The sequence below is a fragment of the Parageobacillus caldoxylosilyticus genome (assembly GCF_019272935.1).
Taxonomy (GTDB): domain Bacteria; phylum Bacillota; class Bacilli; order Bacillales; family Anoxybacillaceae; genus Saccharococcus; species Saccharococcus caldoxylosilyticus.
Map to the genome: position 1 here is coordinate 3,311,368 of NZ_CP040553.1, position 22,547 is coordinate 3,333,914.

A 22,547-nucleotide genomic window follows, 5' to 3' on the forward strand; every position below is an offset into this window, starting at 1 on the left:
TTCATCTCCTTAAACAACGCTTTCTATGTCTGATGACAATAGAGGAGGTGAAGCTTTTTTATATCTTCATTTTTTAACTTCTGCTTTCCCCCTTGAATCGGCTTACAAAGGTTCATCATTTCACATAAATGATTTTTATTTACGCCAACTGATTGAGGTGGATTTATTGCAGTCATACACCAATACATGGCGCAGTCATAAGATAGAGTATCGAAAGCTGCAATCTGATCGGAAGCAAAGAGGTGAAGCTGGTGCAAACCGAAACCGTTGATTTTGGTTTTATATATAATGCAAAAAAACAGCAGCAGATTTTTCAAAAAATGATTGACCAGTTTAGCAAACGCTCGAAAGAATACAACATAAGAACCGTCTTGTTTACATTAGAAAATCTGGATTTGGAGGAGCAGGTTGTTAGCGGCACGATCATCGAAGGGGATCGGGTAAGCCAAGGATTTTGCGAATTACCTCCTCTTATTTATAATTTTGCCCTGCATTCGATTGAGAGTAAAATCGAAAAAATGAGAAAATTGAGAAAAATGGAAAATATAATGGTCATCAATCCTATTAATCGTTTTGTTCAGGATATCATTTTTGAAATGTTAGCCTCTTTAACAGGCTCTGAACAATTTCTTTTGCCGTCAGCAACATTAAATGCCGCTACTTTAACGGAGTATCTCCACAAGTACGACACGCTATTTCTTCTGCCGGAAAAAACGTTTCACCCACCAAAAGCTGTGGTCATCAAAAAAACCCGGAACAACAATTACATGATTTGTATCGGCCAAAACGGACAGATATGCGAAAAGAACGATATTGTTAACTATATCGAAAAGATGACTAGCAACAAAAAACATATTCTAATGAAGGGAATCGAATGCTTTAAATGGGAGAGCGATCCTTTGGAAGCCAGAGTGTATCTCCAAAAGGATGCAAACGGAGAGTGGTCCGTTACAACCATAACGGCCAAGCACGGCATTTTTTCAAGAAATGCATTTTATCATGCCACAATAAGCAGTATACTCCGCGATCTTTATCATAACAAAAACGTGGAGGAAACATTAGCCGATATTTCTTTACGAATAGCAGGATTTTTAGATTTTTACATTCCCTTCATGGGGAGTTGTACACTTGATTATATATTTGATGAGAACGGTTGTCCCTACCTCATTTACGTTGCTGGTTTTGAACAAGATTCATACTTGTATCATCACATGGATTCGGAGGCGCAATCGAACCTTCTGAATAATGCTTTTCATTATCTGTTATTTCTAATGCATAACCATGTAATGGAAAGGGGGCAACAGAATGAAGTGGATAAAAGTGGAGAGAGGGGATGTTGAATGTACGGATGATTCCAAAAATACAATATATGTTTCAACGAATCTGGCAGACAAGTTGAACACTCAGACCAAACTGGTATTTGGCCAAAACGAAATCCCCATCACAGTGCAAGCTTTATCCTCTATCGATGAATGTACGGGAGATCATTTTCATGATCCTGCTCTGATCCGGCTTTCCCAAAATGTGTTTGACCAGCTTTTGATTCAGAAATCTGCCACGTATCAGATACGCTATACTGACACAACGATTTATATAGGCCCAGTGATTGGTTTTCTGCTTGGCGACCAGCATTATTATTATCACCATCGCAGATTGAAGGAATTAACGGATGCGATGGGGGTTTATGAAAAAGTAGGAGGTCTTTTTATCGCGTTCAGGCACTGCTCCATAAGCTGGCCGGAAAAGTGTATTTATGGTCTGTACTTCAATTATGAGAACAAAAGGTGGGTATATGGCAAATTGCCGCTGCCGTCAGTCGTTTATCGTAGAGGATTTAATTCCAGGAATAATTTCGTCACTGAATGCAGAGATGTTTCCAATTGGAAAGTATTTAATGATGTAAGGTTTGATAAATGGCAGTTGTATACTCTATTAAGGGAAAATGATCAGCTGAAACCATATTTGCCAGAAACGGCATTATTAAACGTTGACAGTTTATCAGCGTTCCTCGGTAAATATTCAAAAGTCATTCTGAAACCTAATAAGCTTTCTAGAGGAAGAGGGATATCGATTATCACATCCAAGCCTGACGGGACACTGGAAATTCATGATTATCGACAGTTTACCAACTTTACGATTCCTGCATCACAATTGGAGGATTATCTGCATGAAGGAAAATATTTAAAACGCGATTATATCATTCAGCCTTTTTTGGATTTAGCACGAATTGACGGCAGTCCCTGGGATATAAGAGTAGTGATGCAGAAAAACAGATGGAAGCAGTGGGTTTGTAATGGAATAGAGTGCAGACTTGCAGGAACGGGTAAGATGATTACAAACATTTCCAATGGGGGCAGAGCGCTTGAGTTGAGTGAAGCGTTAACATTAGCCTTCGGTACCGAAGTGGATCCCATTCAAGTAAGCAAAGATATTCACTCCATTTCTATGGAGTTTTGCAAAATGATGGATCAAACAGGCTTCCATTTTGCTGAATTTGGATTGGATCTTGCTCTTGATCAACAACAACATTACTGGTTTATAGAAGCTAATGTTCGTCCAACCTTTAAAGGATTTAAAACATTGGATGATCGCATCTACCGACGGATATGTTACGAACCTATTCTTTATTCAGCTTCTATTGCCGGTTTTGGCTGGGAGGATAGCGATGAATCCGAAATATAAAATCATTCCGGACCTGCAGGCTCAAGACTGCTTGACGATCCACCCGAACACTGCGAAACAAAAAAATATTTCCGCTTCGAAAAAATGGTTTCTTCGTTTTGGCATCCAAGCGTTAGAAATCAAACTGAAAATATCTTCTAAGTTAAGCGAAAACGAAATGAAATTATCGATTGGAATGATTGAGTCCTTAAGGATTCCTCTCAGTGGCCGTTACGAAATCCGGCGGGAGGGAAATGAAATTCTGATCGGGCCTTATATAGGTATTCTGACCGCATCAAAGAAGAGTATTTTGGACGATACCGTGCAATATTTATCCAACTACTTATACGATTATGACCGCATTGGCGGAGCGATTGTTGCTTTTTCACTGGAAGGCATGGATCCTTTCAAATATACAATAGAAGGATATATGTTTAACCCGGACACGAAAGAATGGGAACCAGGCGTTTATTCGTATCCAGCCGCCGTGTTTAAAACGATTTATCTTAACAAAAGCTGGAGAAATCATTTTCAAACGATTTTCGGCAACCGGCTATTTAACAGTTATGTATTTAATAAGTGGGAAATGTATCAATGGTTAAGTCAAGCATCTCACTTAAAGCAGTATTTGCCTGAGACGATTCTCTACAAAAAGCCGCAGGATCTTGAATCCTTTTTGAACCTTCACCGGCAAATTTATGTAAAACCGCTTCATGGTAGCATGGGTGAGAGAATTTTCAAGGTCTCCAAAAGCGAGGAACATGGTCTGAAATTGGAGTATCATCAGGACGGTATCCCTTATGAGATGACTTTTTCTAATCTCTTTAGCTTGGCTGATTTCTTCAAAAGCCAATTCAAGGGGAAAAAGTATATCTTGCAGCAAGCTCTTGACCTGATATCTTTTGAAGGAAAGAAAATCGATTTCCGCATCGTGATGGTAAAAGACCAGGCAGGTGTGTGGAATGACATGTGCATGGTGGCCAAATATGGACAGCAAGGCAGTATTGTGACAAATATTTTAGCGGGCGGCACTGCCGAAGTTGGAGAAATTACGCTGCAAAAAATATTTGGTCTTTCCCCTGAAGAGGTCTTTAAGTGGCGGAAAGAAATATCGCGTATCGTACATGAAGCCGCACAAAGGATTGAACAATGTGGTGTGCATTGCGGAAATTTAGGCGTTGATATCGGCATAGACACCCAGAGAAGGATGTGGATCATTGAAATGAACAATCTAAACCCTAGTCCGTTGTTTGCTCTTGATATCAATGATCGTCCGCTGTTTTATCGAATAAAGCTTCTGAATATGCTTTATGCCAAAAGACTTGCTGGGTTTCCGGAGGAGTCATCATGAAGTGGTATATGAAATGGATGCCAGAGAAAAAAGACAACATGATCTTTCTTCCCGAATCAATCATAGAAGAAAGGGAAGTGATACCTCGGCGGATGATCTTACAAGTTGGCATATGGAAACAGGAAGTCGAAGTGGAGATTCATAGCGGCATACCTGAAAATACGATTGGCTTATCAAGCACAATAAAACTGCCTTTCCAATTGCCGGAGCACCTTCCATATGAAATAGAAATGAAAGGAAGAAAACTGCATCTCGGCCCGGTGATTGCCTTTATGACCTTCAAGGAAGAACGGGATATCACGCCTGAGTCATTAAATGCGTATAAAGACTACTTAAGCAGCTACTCAGACATACGGGGACTCATTTATATTTGCGCAGCCAATAAAACCTATTCATCCGCCCAAACAATTGAAGGTTATTACTATGACCCGGCTGCGAAAGAAGATGAAACTCCATGGAAGTATGGTTTTTTTCCGTATCCGGACGTCATCTACCGGAAAATAGATGTAAAAAAGCCAGTGTATAATCGAATTATCTCTAAAATTGGCGAAAATATGTTTAACTCCTATTTATTTAATAAGTGGGAATTATGGCAATGGCTCTCCCCATATCCTTATCTGCGCGAACACTTGCCATATACCCAGCAGTTGAAAAACGTTCAAAGCTTGGATCATATGTTATCTTTATATGGGGCCGTCTATTTAAAACCGATAGAAACAAGAAATGAAAAGAGACTTTTTAAAGTGGATCAAACATGCGGCGGATATTGTTTCGTTGACGAATCTGCGGGGGGAAAGATGTTTTCCTTCTCAAGAAGAAGCGGCGGAATTTCTTAACGGCTTAATAACGCATGAGGACTATCTTATACAACAGGCAGTTTCGGCCAAGAGATATGGAGATCACCGCCTTGATTTCCGGGTCATTCTGCAAAAAAATAGTTCCAAACATTGGAACTGTTCGGGCATCATTGCCCGTTTGGGGGACATAACTGGAATTACTGCCAACTTTGACCGGTCAGGAATCTTTTTAACCGGAAAGGAAGCGTTGAGGAAAGTTTTTCAAATGAACGAAAGGGAAGTATTTTTAAAGGAACAGGAAATGATGGATCTTTGCATCTCGGCCTGTAAAACCCTTGATAAATGTGGAGGAAATTATGCGGATTTGGCCATTGATATGATCATAGATGAAAGCTTAAAAGTGTGGCTAATGGACATCCATCAGCTGCATGACCACAAACTGCCTCTCTATTCGATCCAAGATAGGCAAATGTATTTAAAAGTAGTCACCACTCCCTTCGAATATGCGAAATCTCTGGCTGGTTTCAGTTCATGAGGAACGCTCCCTTGCATGCTGGATGGTGTGCGGAAACATACATTGTTAAACTGGGGGAAGGTTGGCGGTAAAATTTTATACTCAGTTTCATCATGATCCTTTTTTTGTCAAAGACAAAGAAGCCCATACTTACTTTGGGCTTCCTTATTTTCTCATCCCTGACATTATAGGCCATGCTGTATAACACTAATTGACTGTCGATTTCTTCTTCTCCCTCACGGCGATCCACATAATGGTGATTGCTATGCTCGTCTTGTTTCTGCGCTTTTACGTTGTCAGAAAGCATAATTGATAATATTTTTTTGATTTGCTTTTTCAAATGTTCTGCGAAAATGGGAACAAAATTTCCCCGCGCTTTTCCATATTCCGCGTCATCATGTCTGCTGACGATAAAAATATTTTGTCTTCTCCGTTGTGATGGAAATAATAAATCCGGCTATGTTCAAGAAATCGACCGACAATGCTGCGCACTCGTATATTTTCGCTTACACCCGGAATGCGCGGGCGCAGGCAACAAATTCCGCGAACGATTAAATCAATTTTTACATCCGCTTGTGATGCTTCATACAACTTCATAATGAGCTCTTTATCTGTCAACGCATTCATTTTCGCGATAATTCTTCCATTTCCATGATGTTTATGGAAGCGAAATTCATCTTCGATTAACTTAATCAAATCACGGCGAAGGTCAAACGGCGCTACAGATAAATGATGAAATTCTGGTTTTTCCATATACCCGCTTAAATAATTAAAAAAGTTTGTCGTATCGTTTATGGTCTTCAAGTAAAATCGCCAAATTCACGAATATTAGTTGTATACCATATTCACCTTTATTGACATAATTCATCTTAAAGGAAGTTCCCATAACCCCCCTTGGCACCCAGGGGGGTTCAACTAAGCCGCTGAAGAAGGGTGGTTATTAATCTGTCTACTTGACAGGGATATGTTCAAAATACTCTGTCCTTTTTATTTTCCTTTTTCTTCAATCCAAAATTTTCTCCACATTCACCCTCCCAGAAAAGAAAGTCGCTCCATTGCCCATATCGGCAACTCGGTCGGGAGTAAGTGAGTTTACCAGCTGTTTCGTACCTGGGGAATCGGCCCAGAGCCCTTGAGTGACAACGACACCTGGAAGTACATTTTCTCCAACAGAAACTTTCAATATACATTCTCCTCGATTGTTCCACACTCGGACTTGATCTCCATCCTTAATACCTTTCGATAAAGCATCTTTAATATTCATATGCAAACGTGGTTCCTTTTCAAAAGAAATGTGTTTTTCATTATTAGAAAAGGTTGTGTTTAAAAAATGATGGTTAGGGCCAGGCACAAACAAAAACGGGAAGTCTCCATCGTTAACAAGTGGTGTATAGGTTGGCAAAGGAGGGTAGCCATCTTGTTCCATCTTCCTTGAATAAAGTTCAATTTTTCCGCTAGGTGTTGGCAGTTTTCCTGGCAACAATGGTTTTACATTTGCTTTTACATACTGCTTTTTAACCAATGTTTCATAATCGATTCCTTCAAGGTAAGGATTGTTCGGGTTATCCAGGGCTTGCGAAATCATTTCAGCTTCTGTCTCATATAAACATGGATCCTCGAAACCCATTTTTTTCGCAAGCAATTGGAACACTTCGACATTCGATTTGGACTCTCCATATCGTTCAATAACTGGCTGCTGAATTTGAACATAATGGTGCCAGTATGATGTATAAAGATCCGTATTTTCGAATGAAGATGTTGCAGGAAGTACAATATCTGCGTATTTTGCTGTTTCTGTCAAAAATAAGTCATGCACGACGACAAAGAGATCTTCCCTTGCCAGACCTTTTCTTACTTTATTGCTATCCGGTGCGACAACCGCAGGGTTTGTGCCGTACACGAATAAGGATTTTATCGGTGGGTCTAATTCCAATAATGCCTGGCCAAGCAGATTCATGTTTATGATGCGTGTATGTTTATTTTTCAATAAATCCGGGCGTTGCAAGTTTTCTGTATTAAGGGCCAAATAACCGCTATTTGACTTGATGGCTCCGCCGCCTTTTACAAGCCATTGTCCGGTTAGGGCAGGAAGACAAGCAATGGTACGAATACACATGCCCCCATTGTCATGATGCTGAAGACCATTGCCGATTCGAATAAAGGAAGGCGTGATTTGACCATACATCCTGGACAGTTTATAAATATCTTCAACGGGAACACCTGTTATTCCGGAAACAGTGATGGGGTCGTACTGGACAACATGCTCACGCAACTCTTCATGTCCGACTGTATATTTCTTTAAGAAATCGTTGTCTACCATGTTTTCGGCAAATAAAATATGCATCATGCCTAGGGCAAGAGCAGCATCGGTACCAGGCAATATTGGAATGAACCAATCCGCGAATTGGCCGGTTTGATTTTTATGTACATCAATGACAATGACCTTTGCTCCATTTTTTCGAGCTTTTTGCGCAAGTACAACCTGATGCATGTTTGTGCTTACAGCATTGATTCCCCAGAAGATGATTAATTTTGAATGAATAGTATCTTCAGGGTCTATTCCAAAGCCGCCTCCCATTGTATATTTAAGACCTTCCGAGCCGGCCGACGAACAAATTGACCGATCGAGCAGGGAGGCACCCAATCGATGAAAAAACCGCCGGTCCATTCCTTCGGCGCTGAGTCTTCCCATGTTGCCATAAAAGCTATACGGAAGAATGCTTTCAGGTCCCTCTGTTTGGATCAGCTCTTTCCATTTGGCAGTAATTGTCTCAATCGCTTCGTCCCAGCTTATCCGCTCAAATCTCCCTTCTCCTTTAGCTCCCGTACGTTTCATTGGATATTTCAAGCGCTTTGGATCGTAAATTCGTTCAATTATATTCCGTACTTTATTGCATATATTTCCCTTTGTCACAGGATGATTCGGATCTCCCTGTATTTTTACAATTTTTCCATCTTGTTTATGTACCAGTAACCCACATTGATCGGGGCAATCCAGAGAACAAACGGATGGAAATACACCTGTTGGCTGCTTTACAAATGAGAGCATATATAGGCTCCTTTCATCATCAGGTTATATCATAATACTATTTTGTTAATTTAAAACATTAATAAAATGACTTTATCGATTTAGATAGTTAATATAATAAAATGATTTAAAAAGTGAGATAACTCATTGGAATAGTTAGATTGACAATTATCCATTTAGATAAATCCTAAAATTAAATATTTTTAACTTTTACATCTAGAGAGGTAGAGGAACTGGCCCAATTGATCCCCTCTGGATAATGAACTCTTGTCCCCATAAAGACAAACACCTCCATCAATCGAATAAAGTTATACTTCGATTCAGGAGGTGTTTTTTCCTTGTCCCATTTTACTAGGGCACTTTACTATTCAATCCGAGTTTTTTAATGCTAATAACAAGATATTGTCAACCATCAATAATAACTAAGAATGGCTGCATTTTCTAGAAATACAACCCACGTTCGGCCGACAAATCTTTAATGTCGAAATTTAGAGATTTTGCACGAGGCCCTTTGTTCCCTTGTTATATTCACCGTTTTTTTCTCTTCTGTTTTTATTCATGAAAGAAAATGTGGTGAGCAGCAATAATATAACAAGGCAGACGGTAGAACCGATGATATTATTTTTATTAAATATAAAAGAGATGAAGATAATCAATAAAGATACGATTGCTAATATAGTGGTGTATGGGAACCATTTTACCTGAAAAAACGGTTTCTCCTTATAATGGGAACGGAGCTTTAGTTGGGCTAAACAAATACTCATCCATACTAAAAGAACCGTAAAACCAGGTATCGTCATGAAATAGCTGATGACTTGATCTGGAGTCATATAAGCGAAAAATACACCAACCAATATACATATGGTGACGACAATAATACCGTTTATCGGTATTCCGTGTTTGGAAATCTTTAATAACCTTTTTGGAGCTTCACCGTTTTGCGCCATGGAATACAACATTCTGGAAGTTGCATATATTCCCGTGTTTGCCGCTGATAAAACGGCTGTTAAAAGAACAAAATTCATGATATGGGCTGCTCCAGGCAGTCCTGTGATGCTTAATACCTGAACAAATGGGCTTTCTTCCCCCGAAACTTTATTCCATGGCATCAAACCGCATATAATAAGAATAGGAAGAATATAAAAAAGAATGACTCTCCATACGGTTCCCTTAATTACTTTTGGCAATACCTTCTCTGCATCTTTTGTTTCTGTAACAGCGACACCAATTAGCTCTGCCCCGCCATATGAAAACATGACGACTAAAAGGGCACTCAACATTCCTCCGATTCCATGAGGAAAGAATCCGCCGTGTTCCGTGTAGTGAGACAAAGGATCATCGATAGCGCTTGGAATGATTCCTGATAAAATACAAAAACCTAAAATAATAAAAACGGTTAATGCGATAATCTTAATTCCCGCGAACCAAAACTCAATTTCCCCATAGTACTTTACATGAAACAAGTTAATTCCGATGATCAAAACGGTACAAAGAAAACTTAAAAGCCATAACGGTACGGATGGGAACCAATATTTTAAGAAGCTTCCTGCCGCTAAAATTTCGACAATGGTGACAATAGTCCAATTGATCCAATAAAGCCATCCTACGATAAAGGATATATGAAATCCAAACGCTTTATATACAAGATGCTGAACGTTTAAGTTGGGATAGACAATGGCCATTTCCGCCAACGCCGCCATCACAATAAATAATAATAGGCCGCCTAATAAGTAAGCGAAAACGACGCTTGGCCCCGCTATATTTAGCGTATCTGCACTTCCTTTAAAAATGCCCGTTCCAATCATGCCTGCTAGAGCGATAAACTGAACGTGTCTAGGTAACAAACCTTTCTTTAAATCTTGATGATTGTTTTTCATGTTGGTCCTGCCTTCCTGTCGCAATATTAAATATTTACAGATAATGATAGAGTTATAAAACTAAAATAAAGAAAAGGTAAAAAATGACCAAAGATGGTTAAGACGAAAGCTGCTTTCTCATTAATAAATTCCCTTTCGAAACTTTTTTGCTTAAACGCTTTTATGCTTTTGCGCTTTTATGTAGTTAAGCATAAAATTTGTTTTTAGAATATAATAGTATCCTTCTGTTTGTCAAGAGTGTGCTGCAAAACACATGGTTATAAAAAAATTGTGTATACCTTATACGATTCAAAAAGAAAAGAGGGTTTGGAGTAAAAATGATATAAGTTCTGCTCTATCGATGAAAAAATGATGTTGCTTGCTGATCCAACAAGAAGGCATTTGATGGTTCATCGAGTAGGAGAAGACGTCCTTCTTCTTTAGGTGGAGCGGGTGAGAAGCTTCTGCCTCTAAGTGGAGTGTAGGTGGGAGAGGTTCGCGAGATTCAAAACAAAAAGAGGTGAAAATCACCTCTTTTTGTTTAATAAAGAAAGGCTTATTTCTAATTAGTTGTTAGAAGCACCTTTGGTCGGTGTCGAATCCATCGTAGTAGACCAGCTTCCTCCGTCCGGCATACGTACCCAAGACTTATCTGCACTGGAAGAGGAGTAGTGATACTGATCAATGATTGTTCCATCCGGGGATTTTAAAGTTACATCGTCTCCAGAGTTGTTGTAATAGTTACTTGTTTCCCATACAAAGTATCCTTTTGCAGGGATGGTTGTTCCATTTGGAATGGTATAAGGAGAAGAACCGCCATTGACAATATCATCAATGATATAGCCAGATAAATCAACGGGATAATCTGTCGAGTTGTAGATTTCTACAAACTCTTTCTGGTAGTTTGTCCCGGAGGCGGGAAGAACCTCATTAATCACAAGGCCACTAGCGCCGCCACCTGTAGAGCCTTCTTTTGTATATCCAGCAGAAAGAGCATCTGATTCAGTAAAGAAAAACACACGCTTTTCAATCGGGATTTGTTTATAGTCATTTGGTACAACATACGTATGTGTAAAAAAATCCCCTACATACTTGTCTTGAGATTGTCCTGAGACACGGTCACGAAACTCAAAAGGAAGTTCCGGAATGGGATTGGATGGATTCCACATTCCCCGACCGTTCTGTTTTGCCTCCAGATAAGCTTGTTGATATTCTTCGAAATGAAGCATATTTGGCCAGATATAATAAGTCACGGCGTGTCCCTGGCGAACCATTTCTTTATTGATATCTAATGAGCCTTTATAGATATGAGCGAGTAAACGGCCATAAGCATCTGTTTCCTCTACGTCCGTCTCAATTGTTACACGGGTTCCAGATGGAAGGAGTTGTTGGAGATAGTTCTTTGCTGCTGTTCCCCAAGGTTCTTGAGCTTGGCCTTGATAATTGGTTTCAGGAGTATCGATGGAAAGCATTCTTACCTTGTTTGTCCCTTGGATGGTTTCTTTGAGATAAACCGTGTCGCCATCTACTACACGATCAACAGTAGCAGTGTAAGTAGCAGCAGATGAAGTGTGCGGAAAAAGCCCACAAAACGCACTAAGAGTAACCATGACAGGGAAAGCTAGAGAAAAAAGTCGTTTCTTCACCACAAATCCTCCTTTAATAAAAAATCTACTTTCATTAGACCATAATATTGTTTGAGTATTATGAATTTTATATTTATATATTGTAAATTTTTGTAATAGGCAGCTATTACCTTAGACATAAGGTAATAATTGAAAAGTTTTTTTATTTTATTACGGTAGGTTGAAAGTACTTTTAAAAATAGGTAAATATTGGATTTATAAACAAATTTTTAAGAAAAGCTATTATATAATGGCTTTAGATTTGAAAGAAAGGAGTTGAAAATCCCCTGTAATTAAAATGCCTAGGATGATGACTTAAAAAAATAAAATAATATAGATTAGAAACGGCAGCTAGGAAGGAGAAAAGGAAATGAATTATGATATCAGCCTTCTTGATGAAAAGGAGAGAAAATTAGCCCGTTATTTGGAAGAGCATACAACAGATGAAGTTTTGAAAGAAGCCCAGGAATACATTCCATCCCTCCGTTCTCATTCAGATATTTTCCGTAAGTTGAGCGAAATGAATATACCACAACCCGTCATAAACACTATCATTTATTATGTTCTTGCCACGAATAACCAACAACTCGTGGCTTATCAACTATTGATGTTAGCTGATTTATGCAGAAAGTGCAAAATAAAGAATGCTCAAGCAGCTATTACATTCTGTAAACAGTACTATTCATATCATTACTCAAATAAGTCAAGAAGTTTAAAATCGATTTTCCCTTAAGAAAAAAGGTAAACTGAATCTATTTGGTGATTGAAGGGTGATGACTTTCCATGAAAAATCGTAATAAAAGGCGAAAAAAGAAACGTGACTTCTTAAAGGATTACTTGAAAAACAAGTTAAAAAATTGGAAAACTAAACCTGTAAAAGAACCTGTATTTCACTATAAAACGCCGGCATAACAGTTCAGGCGCCACAATCCAAATTAACATCCAAGGTTAGTAACTCATAACAATTTTTTGTAAAATTTACAGGGAAAGGCTTTTTGCATGATCCGGGAAAAATAAAATGGAATTGAAAAAGGAAAACTTTTTATACTGAATAGGAGGATCATCGTGCGAAAAATTGTATTCACCGTTACAACAACGCTTTTAATTGGTATTGCATCTACCGTTCTAGCAATGCCTCAATCGCACATTACCAGTACAAAAGAGCAAAAACTAGACGATCAGTTCCGGCAGCTTTCCCGTGATACGAAGTGGCAGCAAAAAGAAAAGATTCATCTACAATTTAATGCCTATCACCCGCAAGGAATGACTCGAATTGGAGACCTCTATTATATGTCCTCCGTGGAAATCATCGAAAAACCGGTGAAGTATGATACCCGTAACCCGGTGTTTCTGGAGAGTGCTGGTCAAGGGCTGCGACTTTATGCTGTACCGGATGACGATGATGCGTCCTTGCTGGTGTATGAAACAACCAACCTTAAATAATAAACAGTAGGACCTGATAGAAGCTTGTATCGTAAAATAGAAAAAAGAGCTATTCTTCTTCAAAAAGCATAGGAAGAATAGCTCGTTATATGATTGCCTCACTAAGAAACCCGGTGCTATTCCTTCTTCCCCAAAAGCCGCTTCATGAATGCAATAAAATATCTTCTTTCTTCTCTCTGCATGTGAACGTCCTGCCGCGATCGTTTCCACTTTATGTAAAAGATAGAGTGAATATAAAAACAATTCCTTTTTCCTAGATGTTTATTATTTTATTACCTTTTATACAAATTAATGTTTATGATAACATCATTTTGTAATTTATAAATTAGGAGGGAATTGGAACATATGTGGAAAAAATCAATGATGGCTTTGCTTCTCGGTTTTGCATTCATTGTTGCATCAACGACGAATGCATATGCGGCAAGTGTTAACGTTTGGTTAGATCCCGGCGATTATGCAGACGGATCCAGCAAACTGTGGGTTCCTACAAACGGGAAATACAGGTGGGGTGTAACGGTGAATTCCGGCAGCTTGTATAGCGTAAGATATTATCTTAAAAAAGACGGTGTTACGATTAAAAGCGGAATTATAAGTTCTGGCGGGTCAATCGGTCCTTTAATCTATTCGGCAAATCCTGGAGGATACTACTCCCTGCACCTTGATTGCAACCCAAATGATTCGGATTTCGGTTGCAAAGCATACGGGTTTATTCAAAACTATTAATCACATAAAAAAGTGCTCATCTTAACATGATATGATTCCCTTATAGTAGACAGAAAGAACCTAAATCTGTTTGCTATGGAGGGGATTTTTTATGGACAAAAACTATGATATCGCGTTTAAGAAAAAAGCGGCGGATTTATACCTAAAAGAAGAGATGGGATACCAAACAGTGGCAAAAAGAATGAAGCATTGATTTTTCCATGGTTCGACGTTGGGTGAAACATCCAGGACACATTCCGCCAATTTTGCCAACTACTTCAAAGATACGGGATGAAAGCCAGTATGTCGAGAAAAGGCAACTGTTGGGACAATGAATGCATGGAGAATTTCTTTAGCCAATTTAAGACAGAGTGTTTTCGTCTTTATTTTTTCCGCACCGCTTTATGTTTTCGAAACAGGAAGGGAACATTTTTCTTTTTATGTTCGTCCGGCTGGCTTGAGGAGATAAAATATTTATAAGAAAATACAGAAAATTTATTGACTTCCATGGGCAAAAGGAATATCCTAATTATGAAGTTTGAAAAGCAGAGGAGAGATGAGCAATGAGTTTAGTTCAGAGCAGAAAAGGTTATTTTGGCGAGTTTGGCGGGAGTTTCGTGCCGCCGGAACTGCAGGAAGCGCTTGATTACTTGGAAGAACAGTTTTTAAAGTACAAAGATGATCAAGAGTTTAATGATGAATTCAAGTTTTATTTAAAAGAGTATGTCGGGCGTGAGAATCCGCTTACTTTTGCAGCTCGGCTTACCGAGCGTTTAGGCGGGGCGAAAATTTATTTGAAGCGTGAAGATTTGAACCATACAGGTTCACATAAAATCAATAACGTCATCGGACAAATTTTGCTTGCGAAACGAATGGGAGCGAAACGCGTCATCGCTGAAACGGGGGCGGGACAACATGGCGTCGCTACCGCGACGGCTTGTGCGATGTTTGGCATGGATTGCACCATTTATATGGGTATGGAAGATACAAGACGCCAGGCATTAAATGTGTTTCGCATGGAGCTTTTAGGCGCAAAAGTCGTTCCGGTATCAAAAGGACAAGGAAGATTAAAGGATGCAGTCGATGAAGCGTTAAATGACTTTGTTCAAAACTATAAGGACACGTTCTATTTGCTTGGTTCAGCGGTTGGACCTCATCCGTATCCAAGTATCGTTAAACATTTTCAGTCTGTCATAAGCGAAGAAAGTAAACAGCAAATTTTGGAAAAGGAAGGGCGTTTGCCTGATGTCGTCATCGCTTGCGTTGGCGGTGGAAGCAATGCGATTGGAGCGTTTGCTCATTATATTGATGAACCAAGCGTACGTCTGATCGGCGTCGAACCGGAAAAAGCGGCGACGCTTACAAAAGGTGTCCCATCCGTGCTTCATGGGTTTAAATGTTTAGTGTTGCTAGATGAAGAAGGAAATCCTCAGCCGACTTATTCGATTGCCGCTGGTCTTGACTATCCGGGAATTGGTCCTGAGCACAGCCATCTGAAAGTTTCAGGACGTGCCGAGTATTATACGGTGACAAATGTGGAAGTTCTTGAAGCATTTCAACTTTTATCGAAAACGGAAGGTATTATTCCAGCGCTTGAGAGTGCCCATGCGGTTGCTTATGCGTTGAAGCTGGCGCCGGCATTAAGCAAAGAGCAAATCATTATCGTCAACCTTTCAGGACGTGGAGATAAAGACGTGGAGCAAGTATTTCATATGTTAAAACAGGCATAAACGACTTGGGGAATTGTAATGTGTCAGGAGGCTGTCTCAGGATATGAGACAGCCTCTTTTATTTGGATAGCCAAGTGGCTTTAAACATTACCATAACAAGGCGGTTGGTAAGAATTATTTTCGCTAATGACCATTGAAATATCTTACATGGTGTCGCAGGCATGTATCTGATTTAAGATTCTAGTGATATGATATCAAGAAAAAAGAATGGCTATGTCAAAATAAATATATCAAGTCTAATCCTTGCTGGTCCACTTGTGTAAAGGATTTTTTTATTATTCCACTCCTCATAGAAGAAATAAATTTCTTCCATCATCTGTGGAGTTACACAGGACATTGAGACTGGAGAGCAAATGGCTTATGTCGTGTTCTTTGTAGGGATTGCTATCCACCGTGCAGATTTTTTTGAAATGCATTGACTTACGAGTCAATATTTCTATATAATGGAATTGACTGATCAGTCAATGGATGCAAAGCCACCCGAAGGAGAGGAATGTATGAAAATTGTAGATATCAAGAATTTGACCAAGACTTATAAAAAGAACCGGGGAATTAAAAACCTTACCTTTTCCATTGAAGAAGGAGAAATTTTCGGGTTTATCGGTCCGAACGGAGCAGGCAAGAGCACAACCATTCGAACACTGTTAAATTTCATTTATCCGACTAGTGGGAGTGCGACTATTTTTGGAAAAGATATCATCAAGCACTCAAAAGAAATAAGGCAAGACGTGGGCTATCTGCCGTCTGAAGTCCATTATTACGATGATATGAAGGTGATCGACTTATTAAAATACTCAGCTGGCTTTTATAAAAAATTTAATCCGAAGAGAATGAAAGAACTGGCGGAAAGACTTGACTTGGATCTCCATAAAAAAATCGAAGATCTCTCGTTTGGTAATCGAAAAAAGGTGGGGATTGTCCAGGCGCTTTTGCATGAGCCAAAACTTCTTATATTGGACGAACCGACAGGCGGACTCGACCCGCTGATGCAAAACACCTTTTTTGAACTTCTTGCAGAGGAAAGAAAGAAGGGGACAACGATCTTTTTCTCCTCCCATATTCTTTCTGAAGTGCAAAAGATGTGTGATCGGGTCGCCATTATTAAGGAAGGGGAACTTATTAAAGTAGAAACGATTGAAAATCTGACGAAGAAAAATTTGAAATATATCACGATTACATTTGAACGGGCGGAACCAATAGACCTCAAATTGGAAGGAATAGTGAAGAAAGAAGTAAAAGGAAATGAAATAACGTTGCTTTACAGCGGGGATATAAAGGCGCTTCTAAATCAATTGAATGCCCTGCCGATTAAGGATTTGTTAATCGAAGAGCCGACTCTCGAAGAAGTATTTATGCATTACTATGAGAAGGGCGGGGTTGACAATGATTTTTAAGAGAGAGTTGAAACGAAATTTAAAATCATTAATCATTTGGAGCATCGTACTCAGCGGTCTTATTTTATTAACGCTAAGTATTTATCCTCAGTTTGCCGAGCAGCAAAAAGAAATGACAAAGCTGCTTGAGTCCTATCCGGAATCGATTAAAAAAGCGTTTGGAATGAATGAGCTAAACATGGGAGATTTGATGGGATTTTACGGTGTAGAAATCTATATGATGACTACCCTTTTGGGAAGCATATACTCGGCAATTCTTGCATCCAATATCCTTGCCAAGGAAGAAAATGAAAAAACGATTGAATTTTTGTTGTCAAAGCCTGTCACAAGAAGCCAAATCGTAACAGAAAAACTTCTGGCCGTTTTGGTAAATATTTTGATCTTTAACGGGATTTCGACGATAGCAAGTATCATTGGATTTCAATTTGCAAAAGACCCGGATGTTCCGACTGACACGTTTAGTTTGCTAATTGTCGCAACGATATTGCTTCATTTGACTTTCGGTGCTATTGCCTTTATGTTGTCATCGCTCATGAAAAAAACACGAAATATCCTTTCCATCTCACTGGGGATTGTCCTAGCTGCCTACTTTATGAATGTGATGGCAGGGATATCGGAAGACTTAGAGTTCCTAAAATATTTCAGCCCGTTTAAATATGTGGACGCCGCCTCCATTATTAATGATAACGAGCTGAAGCCTCTGTATATCTTTATTATGGCTGCGGTCATTTTGATTAGTATATTCACTGCATATATGGTATATAGAAAGAAAGATATTGCAGTCTAATAAGAGGTGTTAGAATTGTATTCAGCTTTTGAAAAGCAGCCACAAGAAAAAAAAGACCTGATAATCAAAGTGGCCATCGAAGAATTTGTGAAAAATGGCTATGAAAAAGCCTCTACAGATGTCATTACGAAACGGGCGGGAATTTCTAAAGGGCTCCTTTTCCATTATTTTAGGAGCAAGAAAAACTTGTACCTTTATTTAGTGAATTATGTGAAGGACTTTCTGACGGAAATAGCAATGGAAGAATTGAAAAAAATTCAATCTGATGATTTCTTTGAAAGGATCAAAGAAATCGTCCTGTTGAAACAAAAACTGACGGTTCAGTACCTCCAAGAAACTCAGTTTATCACGGATGCCTTCATCAATCCTCCTGTGGCAGTAAAGGAGGAAATGGAAGAAATCATTAAGAAATACTACGAAGCTTATCAGGAAGATTTTTTGCTAGAGCATGTTTATATTAAAGACCTGATCCAAACGGAAAAACTTAGAGAGGATATCTCCGTGGATACCGTGATCCGCATGACCATGTTGATTGCCGAACAACTGTCTAATAAGTATATGGCTATATACAAAAATAAGCAAATGGATGTCATGAGTGGTGTGGAGTCTTTGATAAGGGAACTGAATGAATATCTTAAGATAATGAAATATGGGATCTATAAACCAGAATAGATTTTTGCTTTCTTTTCCCGTGGCGTTTAGCTACGGGATTTTTGCATATTATTTTAAGATTTGTTGAAAATTATTTAAAAATAAGACATTCTCAAGGTGTATTGCGCAACAGATGAATATGTTGTAACCTTTTAGTTGTTTTTACAACAAAATACGACCGTTCATCTTCTTATCTAGAGAGGCGGAGGGACTGGCCCGAAGAAGTCTCGGCAGCGGACTCGGTTTCGAGTGCTGTGCCAAATCCAGCAAGCATCATGCTTGAAAGATAAGAAGGGTTTCTTATATAGATACGTATAAGGCCTCTTCTTATGTTCAGATAAGAAGAGGCCTTTTCTCTATGTGAATAGGCCCTTCGAAAAAATATAAAATGAGGTGGAAAGAGTGGAGTTAAAAAAAGGAAATCTATTTGCGTTATTTCCGTTTGTTGTCTTTTTAGTGTTGTTCATTGGTGCAGGAATTGTTACGGGTGATTTTTATAAATTTCCAGTCATTGTGGCGATTTTGATTGCGGCAAGTATTTCGTTGATGATGAATCCGAAAGAGTCTTTAACGAAGAAGTTTGAAGTGTTCACCAAAGGGGCTGGAAATGCCGATGTTATGTTAATGGTCATCATTTTCTTATTAGCAGGGGCATTTTCGGAAGTAACCAAAAAAATGGGGGCTGTTGAATCAACGGTCAACTTAGCCCTTTCCGTTATTCCGCAAAATTTATTAATAGTCGGTTTATTTATCATTGGATGTTTTATCTCCATTTCGCTGGGAACTTCTATGGGAACGATTGTAGCATTAGCGCCGATTGGAGTCGGAATCAGCGAACAAACGGATATTTCTTTGGCATTATCGATGGCAGCTGTCATTGGCGGTGCCATGTTTGGAGACAACTTATCTTTTATCTCAGACACAACGATTGCGGCAGTACGAACACAAAATACGAAAATGAAAGATAAGTTTAAGGTGAACTTTTTCATCGTTTTACCAGCAGCCATTATCACCATCGTTCTTTTCTGGATATTTACTGCTGGAGAGCAAGCGGAAATGACGAATCAATCTTTTAATTGGATAAAAATTTTGCCTTACCTTGGTGTATTGGTGACTGCATTAATGGGTGTCAATGTACTAGTTGTGTTAGCAGGCGGCATTTTATTAGCAGGGATCATCGGCCTTCTTGATGGAAGCTATAATGCAATGGGCCTCATTCAAGCCATCGGTGACGGGGTCGCTGGAATGCAAGAATTGTCGCTGCTTGCGATTTTAATTTCCGGTATGGTGGAAGTCATTAAACATAACGGTGGAATTGATTATTTACTTCAATTAGTAACAAGAAATGTAAAGTCGAAAAAAGGAGCACAATTTGGTATCGCAGGGTTAGTGAGTTTAACAAATCTTTCAACCGCAAACAATACGATTTCCATTTTAATTGCTGGCCCACTTGCGAAAAACATTGCAGATCAATATGACATTGATCCGCGTAAATCTGCCAGCATATTAGATATTTTCTCATGCTGTTTCCAAGGGCTCATCCCATACGGTGCGCAAATGCTTTTGGCAGCAGGTGTTGCTTCCATTTCACCATTAAGCATTTTGCAGTATTCATTCTATCCAATCTTAATTGGAGTTTGTGGTATGCTTGCGATTGTGTTTGACTATCCAAAATTGAAAACGCCAAAAGAAGTGAAGGTGGACTTACAAGCGAATAAAGCGATATAAAGAAAAGGTCTCTGATATGGAGACCTTTTCTTTATGGGGGTGCTCTGATATGTGAGCGTTTCCGTTTGTGAGATGATTTCCTTCTTTCATAACCACAGTCCAAAATAGTGACTATCACTACTTAAACAAGTCATAGTTGCTCCGTCAAAAAATATATTTTTTCTTCACTTTCTCTTTAAACTAATCTACTACGATTTTGTGGAAAGCCAGATGAGGGACGTGGCTGTTTGTTTTTCATCATTCGATTGAACCCCTGTTTATTCTGTTAGTGGTTTTTCTATGATTTAAGTTAGGATGGAAGTATACAAAAGCTCACTGACTTATACCATTATCACATTATTTTGAGGCAACTACTTGATACGCGGCTTGGTTAACATCGAGTTTTATCCACCGCTTGTTTTTCCTCTGTATCGATGCGAGTGGGGAATTCGTCCGCTGATGGTTGTAACGCCGGAAAATTCGTGATAATGCCCCCCGCCTGGAAGTGGAATAGCCGGTCCGGTAACGCCCCTTATCTCATGTCTATGTCCATCATCGAAGGAGGTAAATGTAAAATAACGGTGTGTATGTGGAACACCGCTTGGCGCAGGTTCTGTCTTTCCAACATATCTATGGCTATGGCCTACGTCAAAAGAAGTAACCCCGGAGAATTGGTGAACATGCACAGGTCTGCCATCCCAAGTAGTAATATACAGGTTATGCGAGTGATAGGAGTCGGAATCATCAGAATGAACCAAGTATCCACTTACAGGTATTTCCATTGTTTTTCTCCTTTCATTCATCAAATATTTGGCGAGGAGACCCCACCTGAATGCTCCGTTTTTCAGGTGGGGAGGAATCGCCATGATATTTCACTAAAGTAGTATAATAGAATTAGTGAACTATTTACCAAAAGGGGGTGAACCCATGGAATTGACCTTGACCGCCAAAGTGAAATTGAACCCCTCCCCGGAGCAAGAGACGCTCCTGCATGAAACACGTTCCGCTTATCAAAGAGGATGTCAATATGTTTCAAACATGGTTTTCCAAAATAAAATCCTCAAACAACGAAAATTACATGACCTGACTTATCGCCATTTGCGGAGTGTATTTTCTCTGAAATCTCAAATGGCCCAGTCCGTCGTCAAAACCGTAATTGCCCGCTATAAGTCGCTTCAATCCAATGGGCATCAATGGAACTTGGTCTGTTTCAAAAAAGGGGAATATGATTTAGTTTGGCATCGGGATTACACCCTTTGTGGGGACGTGTTCTCCATCAACACCCTACATGGTCGTATTAAAGTTTCCTTTGAACGAAAGGGAATGGAACGATACTTTGATGGTATCTGGAAATTCGGAACGGCCAAATTAATATACAAAAACAAGAAATGGTTCCTCCATATCCCGGTGTTCAAACAAGTGGAAGATGTCGATCTAGGAAATATCCGCCAAGTGGTTGGGGTGGATTTTGGGGTCAATTTCCTTTGCACCGCTTACGATTCCCAGGGTAAGACCACATTTTTCAGAGGAAAAGCGGTCAAACAGAAACGCAGCCACTATCAACGGTTGCGGCAAGAGCTGCAAAAACGGGGCACCACCTCCGCCAGAAGGAGCCTGAAGAAAATCGGTCAACGAGAAAACCGTTGGATGACGGACATCAATCACTCCGTTAGTAAGGCACTCGTTGAAAAATACGGACCGAACACGTTATTCGTAATCGAAGATTTAACCGGTGTCCGCCACGCAACCGAGAGAGTGCGACTGAAAGACCGCTATGTGACGGTATCCTGGGCGTTCCGCCAACTTCGGGAAATGCTGGAATACAAGGCTATGCGGAATGGTTCGAAAGTAATAGCGGTGGATCCTAAATTCACCTCACAGACCTGCCCAAAATGCGGCCATACCGAAAGAGCCAACCGGGACAAAAGGAAACACTTGTTTTGTTGCCGCAATTGTGGTTACCGTTCCAACGATGACCGCATCGGGGCAATGAATCTCCAGCGGAAAGGCATCGAATACATTTCCGCTGTTACAGGCGGAGCAGGTCTCCGTCTGTAGGGCAGCTGTCAATCTGCCCCTAATGTGACGCCACGCTCCATTTTTGGAACGAAAAGAGGTAGGAGTCAAAATGACGCTTGCACTACTGGGCAGTCACAAGCTCCCACTTCAAACCGTTAGGCTAAGTGGGGGTAGTTGACTTTCCATATATCATATGATGAGGAGTGTATCGATGTTATAGGTAATTGGATCGGATTCCTTTTGTTTGCCGCAAAGCAAAAGAAGAATTTAGAGCCATGGAAA

At 39.6% G+C, this 22,547-nt stretch carries 16 protein-coding genes, 3 pseudogenes and 1 riboswitch; of the genes and pseudogenes, 14 read left to right on the forward strand and 5 right to left on the reverse strand.

Going from position 1 to position 22,547, the window contains the following annotated elements; genetic code table 11:
* Positions 1 to 242: 242 nt before the first annotated feature.
* The 4 genes and pseudogenes from BV455_RS17055 to BV455_RS17075 all read left to right on the forward strand — a co-directional run bounded on the left by BV455_RS17055 (position 243) and on the right by BV455_RS17075 (position 5,344).
* Positions 243 to 1,340 (forward strand): YheC/YheD family protein, encoded by a 1,098-nt coding sequence (locus BV455_RS17055; RefSeq protein ID WP_218687444.1) that lies wholly within the window; start codon positions 243 to 245, stop codon positions 1,338 to 1,340.
* Positions 1,306 to 2,682 carry a YheC/YheD family endospore coat-associated protein gene (locus BV455_RS17060; protein ID WP_061579009.1) on the forward strand — a complete coding sequence of 459 codons (1,377 nt, stop codon included), beginning with the start codon at positions 1,306 to 1,308 and terminating at the stop codon, positions 2,680 to 2,682. Before BV455_RS17055 ends, BV455_RS17060 begins: the two co-directional genes overlap by 35 nt.
* Positions 2,666 to 4,012: a YheC/YheD family endospore coat-associated protein gene (locus BV455_RS17065; protein WP_218687445.1), complete on the forward strand. Its 1,347-nt coding sequence runs from the start codon at positions 2,666 to 2,668 to the stop codon at positions 4,010 to 4,012. Before BV455_RS17060 ends, BV455_RS17065 begins: the two co-directional genes overlap by 17 nt.
* Positions 4,013 to 4,566: 554 nt before the next feature.
* Positions 4,567 to 5,344: pseudogene (locus tag BV455_RS17075) on the forward strand (YheC/YheD family protein).
* Positions 5,345 to 5,492: 148 nt separating this feature from the next.
* Here BV455_RS17075 and BV455_RS17080 read toward each other — a convergent pair.
* From BV455_RS17080 to BV455_RS17095, 4 genes and pseudogenes are all read right to left on the reverse strand, one after another.
* Positions 5,493 to 6,112 (reverse strand): annotated as a pseudogene (locus tag BV455_RS17080) (RNA degradosome polyphosphate kinase); the annotation flags it as partial.
* Between the two features lie 214 nt (positions 6,113 to 6,326).
* Positions 6,327 to 8,372, reverse strand: coding sequence for a molybdopterin oxidoreductase family protein (locus tag BV455_RS17085; RefSeq protein WP_218687448.1), 2,046 nt, complete (start codon positions 8,370 to 8,372; stop codon positions 6,327 to 6,329).
* Between the two features lie 467 nt (positions 8,373 to 8,839).
* On the reverse strand, positions 8,840 to 10,228 hold the full coding sequence (locus BV455_RS17090; RefSeq protein ID WP_081162431.1) for an amino acid permease: 1,389 nt from the start codon (positions 10,226 to 10,228) through the stop codon (positions 8,840 to 8,842).
* A 545-nt stretch (positions 10,229 to 10,773) separates the two neighbouring features.
* On the reverse strand, positions 10,774 to 11,853 hold the full coding sequence (locus tag BV455_RS17095) for a thermonuclease family protein (RefSeq protein ID WP_081162429.1): 1,080 nt from the start codon (positions 11,851 to 11,853) through the stop codon (positions 10,774 to 10,776).
* A 349-nt stretch (positions 11,854 to 12,202) separates the two neighbouring features.
* Here BV455_RS17095 and BV455_RS17100 point away from each other — a divergent pair, with 349 nt between their 5' ends.
* The 9 genes and pseudogenes from BV455_RS17100 (at position 12,203) to BV455_RS17135 (ending at position 20,267) form a co-directional block, all read left to right on the forward strand.
* Positions 12,203 to 12,565 carry a hypothetical protein gene (locus BV455_RS17100; protein ID WP_218687449.1) on the forward strand — a complete coding sequence of 121 codons (363 nt, stop codon included), beginning with the start codon at positions 12,203 to 12,205 and terminating at the stop codon, positions 12,563 to 12,565.
* Between the two features lie 332 nt (positions 12,566 to 12,897).
* Entirely contained in the window at positions 12,898 to 13,275 is a 378-nt protein-coding gene (locus BV455_RS17105; RefSeq protein WP_218687450.1) for a DUF6454 family protein, read from the forward strand.
* A gap of 345 nt (positions 13,276 to 13,620) precedes the next feature.
* On the forward strand, positions 13,621 to 13,998 hold the full coding sequence (locus tag BV455_RS17110) for a hypothetical protein (protein WP_042411874.1): 378 nt from the start codon (positions 13,621 to 13,623) through the stop codon (positions 13,996 to 13,998).
* A 231-nt stretch (positions 13,999 to 14,229) separates the two neighbouring features.
* Positions 14,230 to 14,349, forward strand: a pseudogene (locus BV455_RS21005) (IS3 family transposase); the annotation flags it as partial.
* Positions 14,350 to 14,540: 191 nt separating this feature from the next.
* On the forward strand, positions 14,541 to 15,707 hold the full coding sequence (gene trpB, locus BV455_RS17115; protein ID WP_218687451.1) for a tryptophan synthase subunit beta: 1,167 nt from the start codon (positions 14,541 to 14,543) through the stop codon (positions 15,705 to 15,707).
* 497 nt (positions 15,708 to 16,204) lie between these two features.
* On the forward strand, positions 16,205 to 17,101 hold the full coding sequence (locus tag BV455_RS17120; protein ID WP_218687452.1) for an ABC transporter ATP-binding protein: 897 nt from the start codon (positions 16,205 to 16,207) through the stop codon (positions 17,099 to 17,101).
* Positions 17,091 to 17,888 carry an ABC transporter permease subunit gene (locus BV455_RS17125; protein WP_017437766.1) on the forward strand — a complete coding sequence of 266 codons (798 nt, stop codon included), beginning with the start codon at positions 17,091 to 17,093 and terminating at the stop codon, positions 17,886 to 17,888. The genes BV455_RS17120 and BV455_RS17125 overlap by 11 nt, the downstream gene beginning before the upstream one ends.
* Before the next feature lie 15 nt (positions 17,889 to 17,903).
* The gene (locus BV455_RS17130; protein ID WP_218687453.1) at positions 17,904 to 18,560 is read left to right on the forward strand and encodes a TetR/AcrR family transcriptional regulator; all 657 of its coding nucleotides are present in this window, start codon (positions 17,904 to 17,906) and stop codon (positions 18,558 to 18,560) included.
* A 166-nt stretch (positions 18,561 to 18,726) separates the two neighbouring features.
* A riboswitch (SAM riboswitch) is annotated at positions 18,727 to 18,832 on the forward strand.
* Positions 18,833 to 18,941: 109 nt separating this feature from the next.
* Positions 18,942 to 20,267, forward strand: coding sequence for a Na+/H+ antiporter NhaC family protein (locus BV455_RS17135; RefSeq protein WP_218687454.1), 1,326 nt, complete (start codon positions 18,942 to 18,944; stop codon positions 20,265 to 20,267).
* Positions 20,268 to 20,650: 383 nt separating this feature from the next.
* On the opposite strand, the gene BV455_RS17140 is transcribed toward BV455_RS17135, so the two are convergent.
* Entirely contained in the window at positions 20,651 to 21,028 is a 378-nt protein-coding gene (locus tag BV455_RS17140) for a YmaF family protein (RefSeq protein WP_081162602.1), read from the reverse strand.
* 145 nt (positions 21,029 to 21,173) lie between these two features.
* Between BV455_RS17140 and BV455_RS17145 the strand changes: the two genes are divergently transcribed.
* Positions 21,174 to 22,304, forward strand: coding sequence for an RNA-guided endonuclease InsQ/TnpB family protein (locus tag BV455_RS17145; protein WP_042411865.1), 1,131 nt, complete (start codon positions 21,174 to 21,176; stop codon positions 22,302 to 22,304).
* Positions 22,305 to 22,547 lie beyond the last annotated feature (243 nt).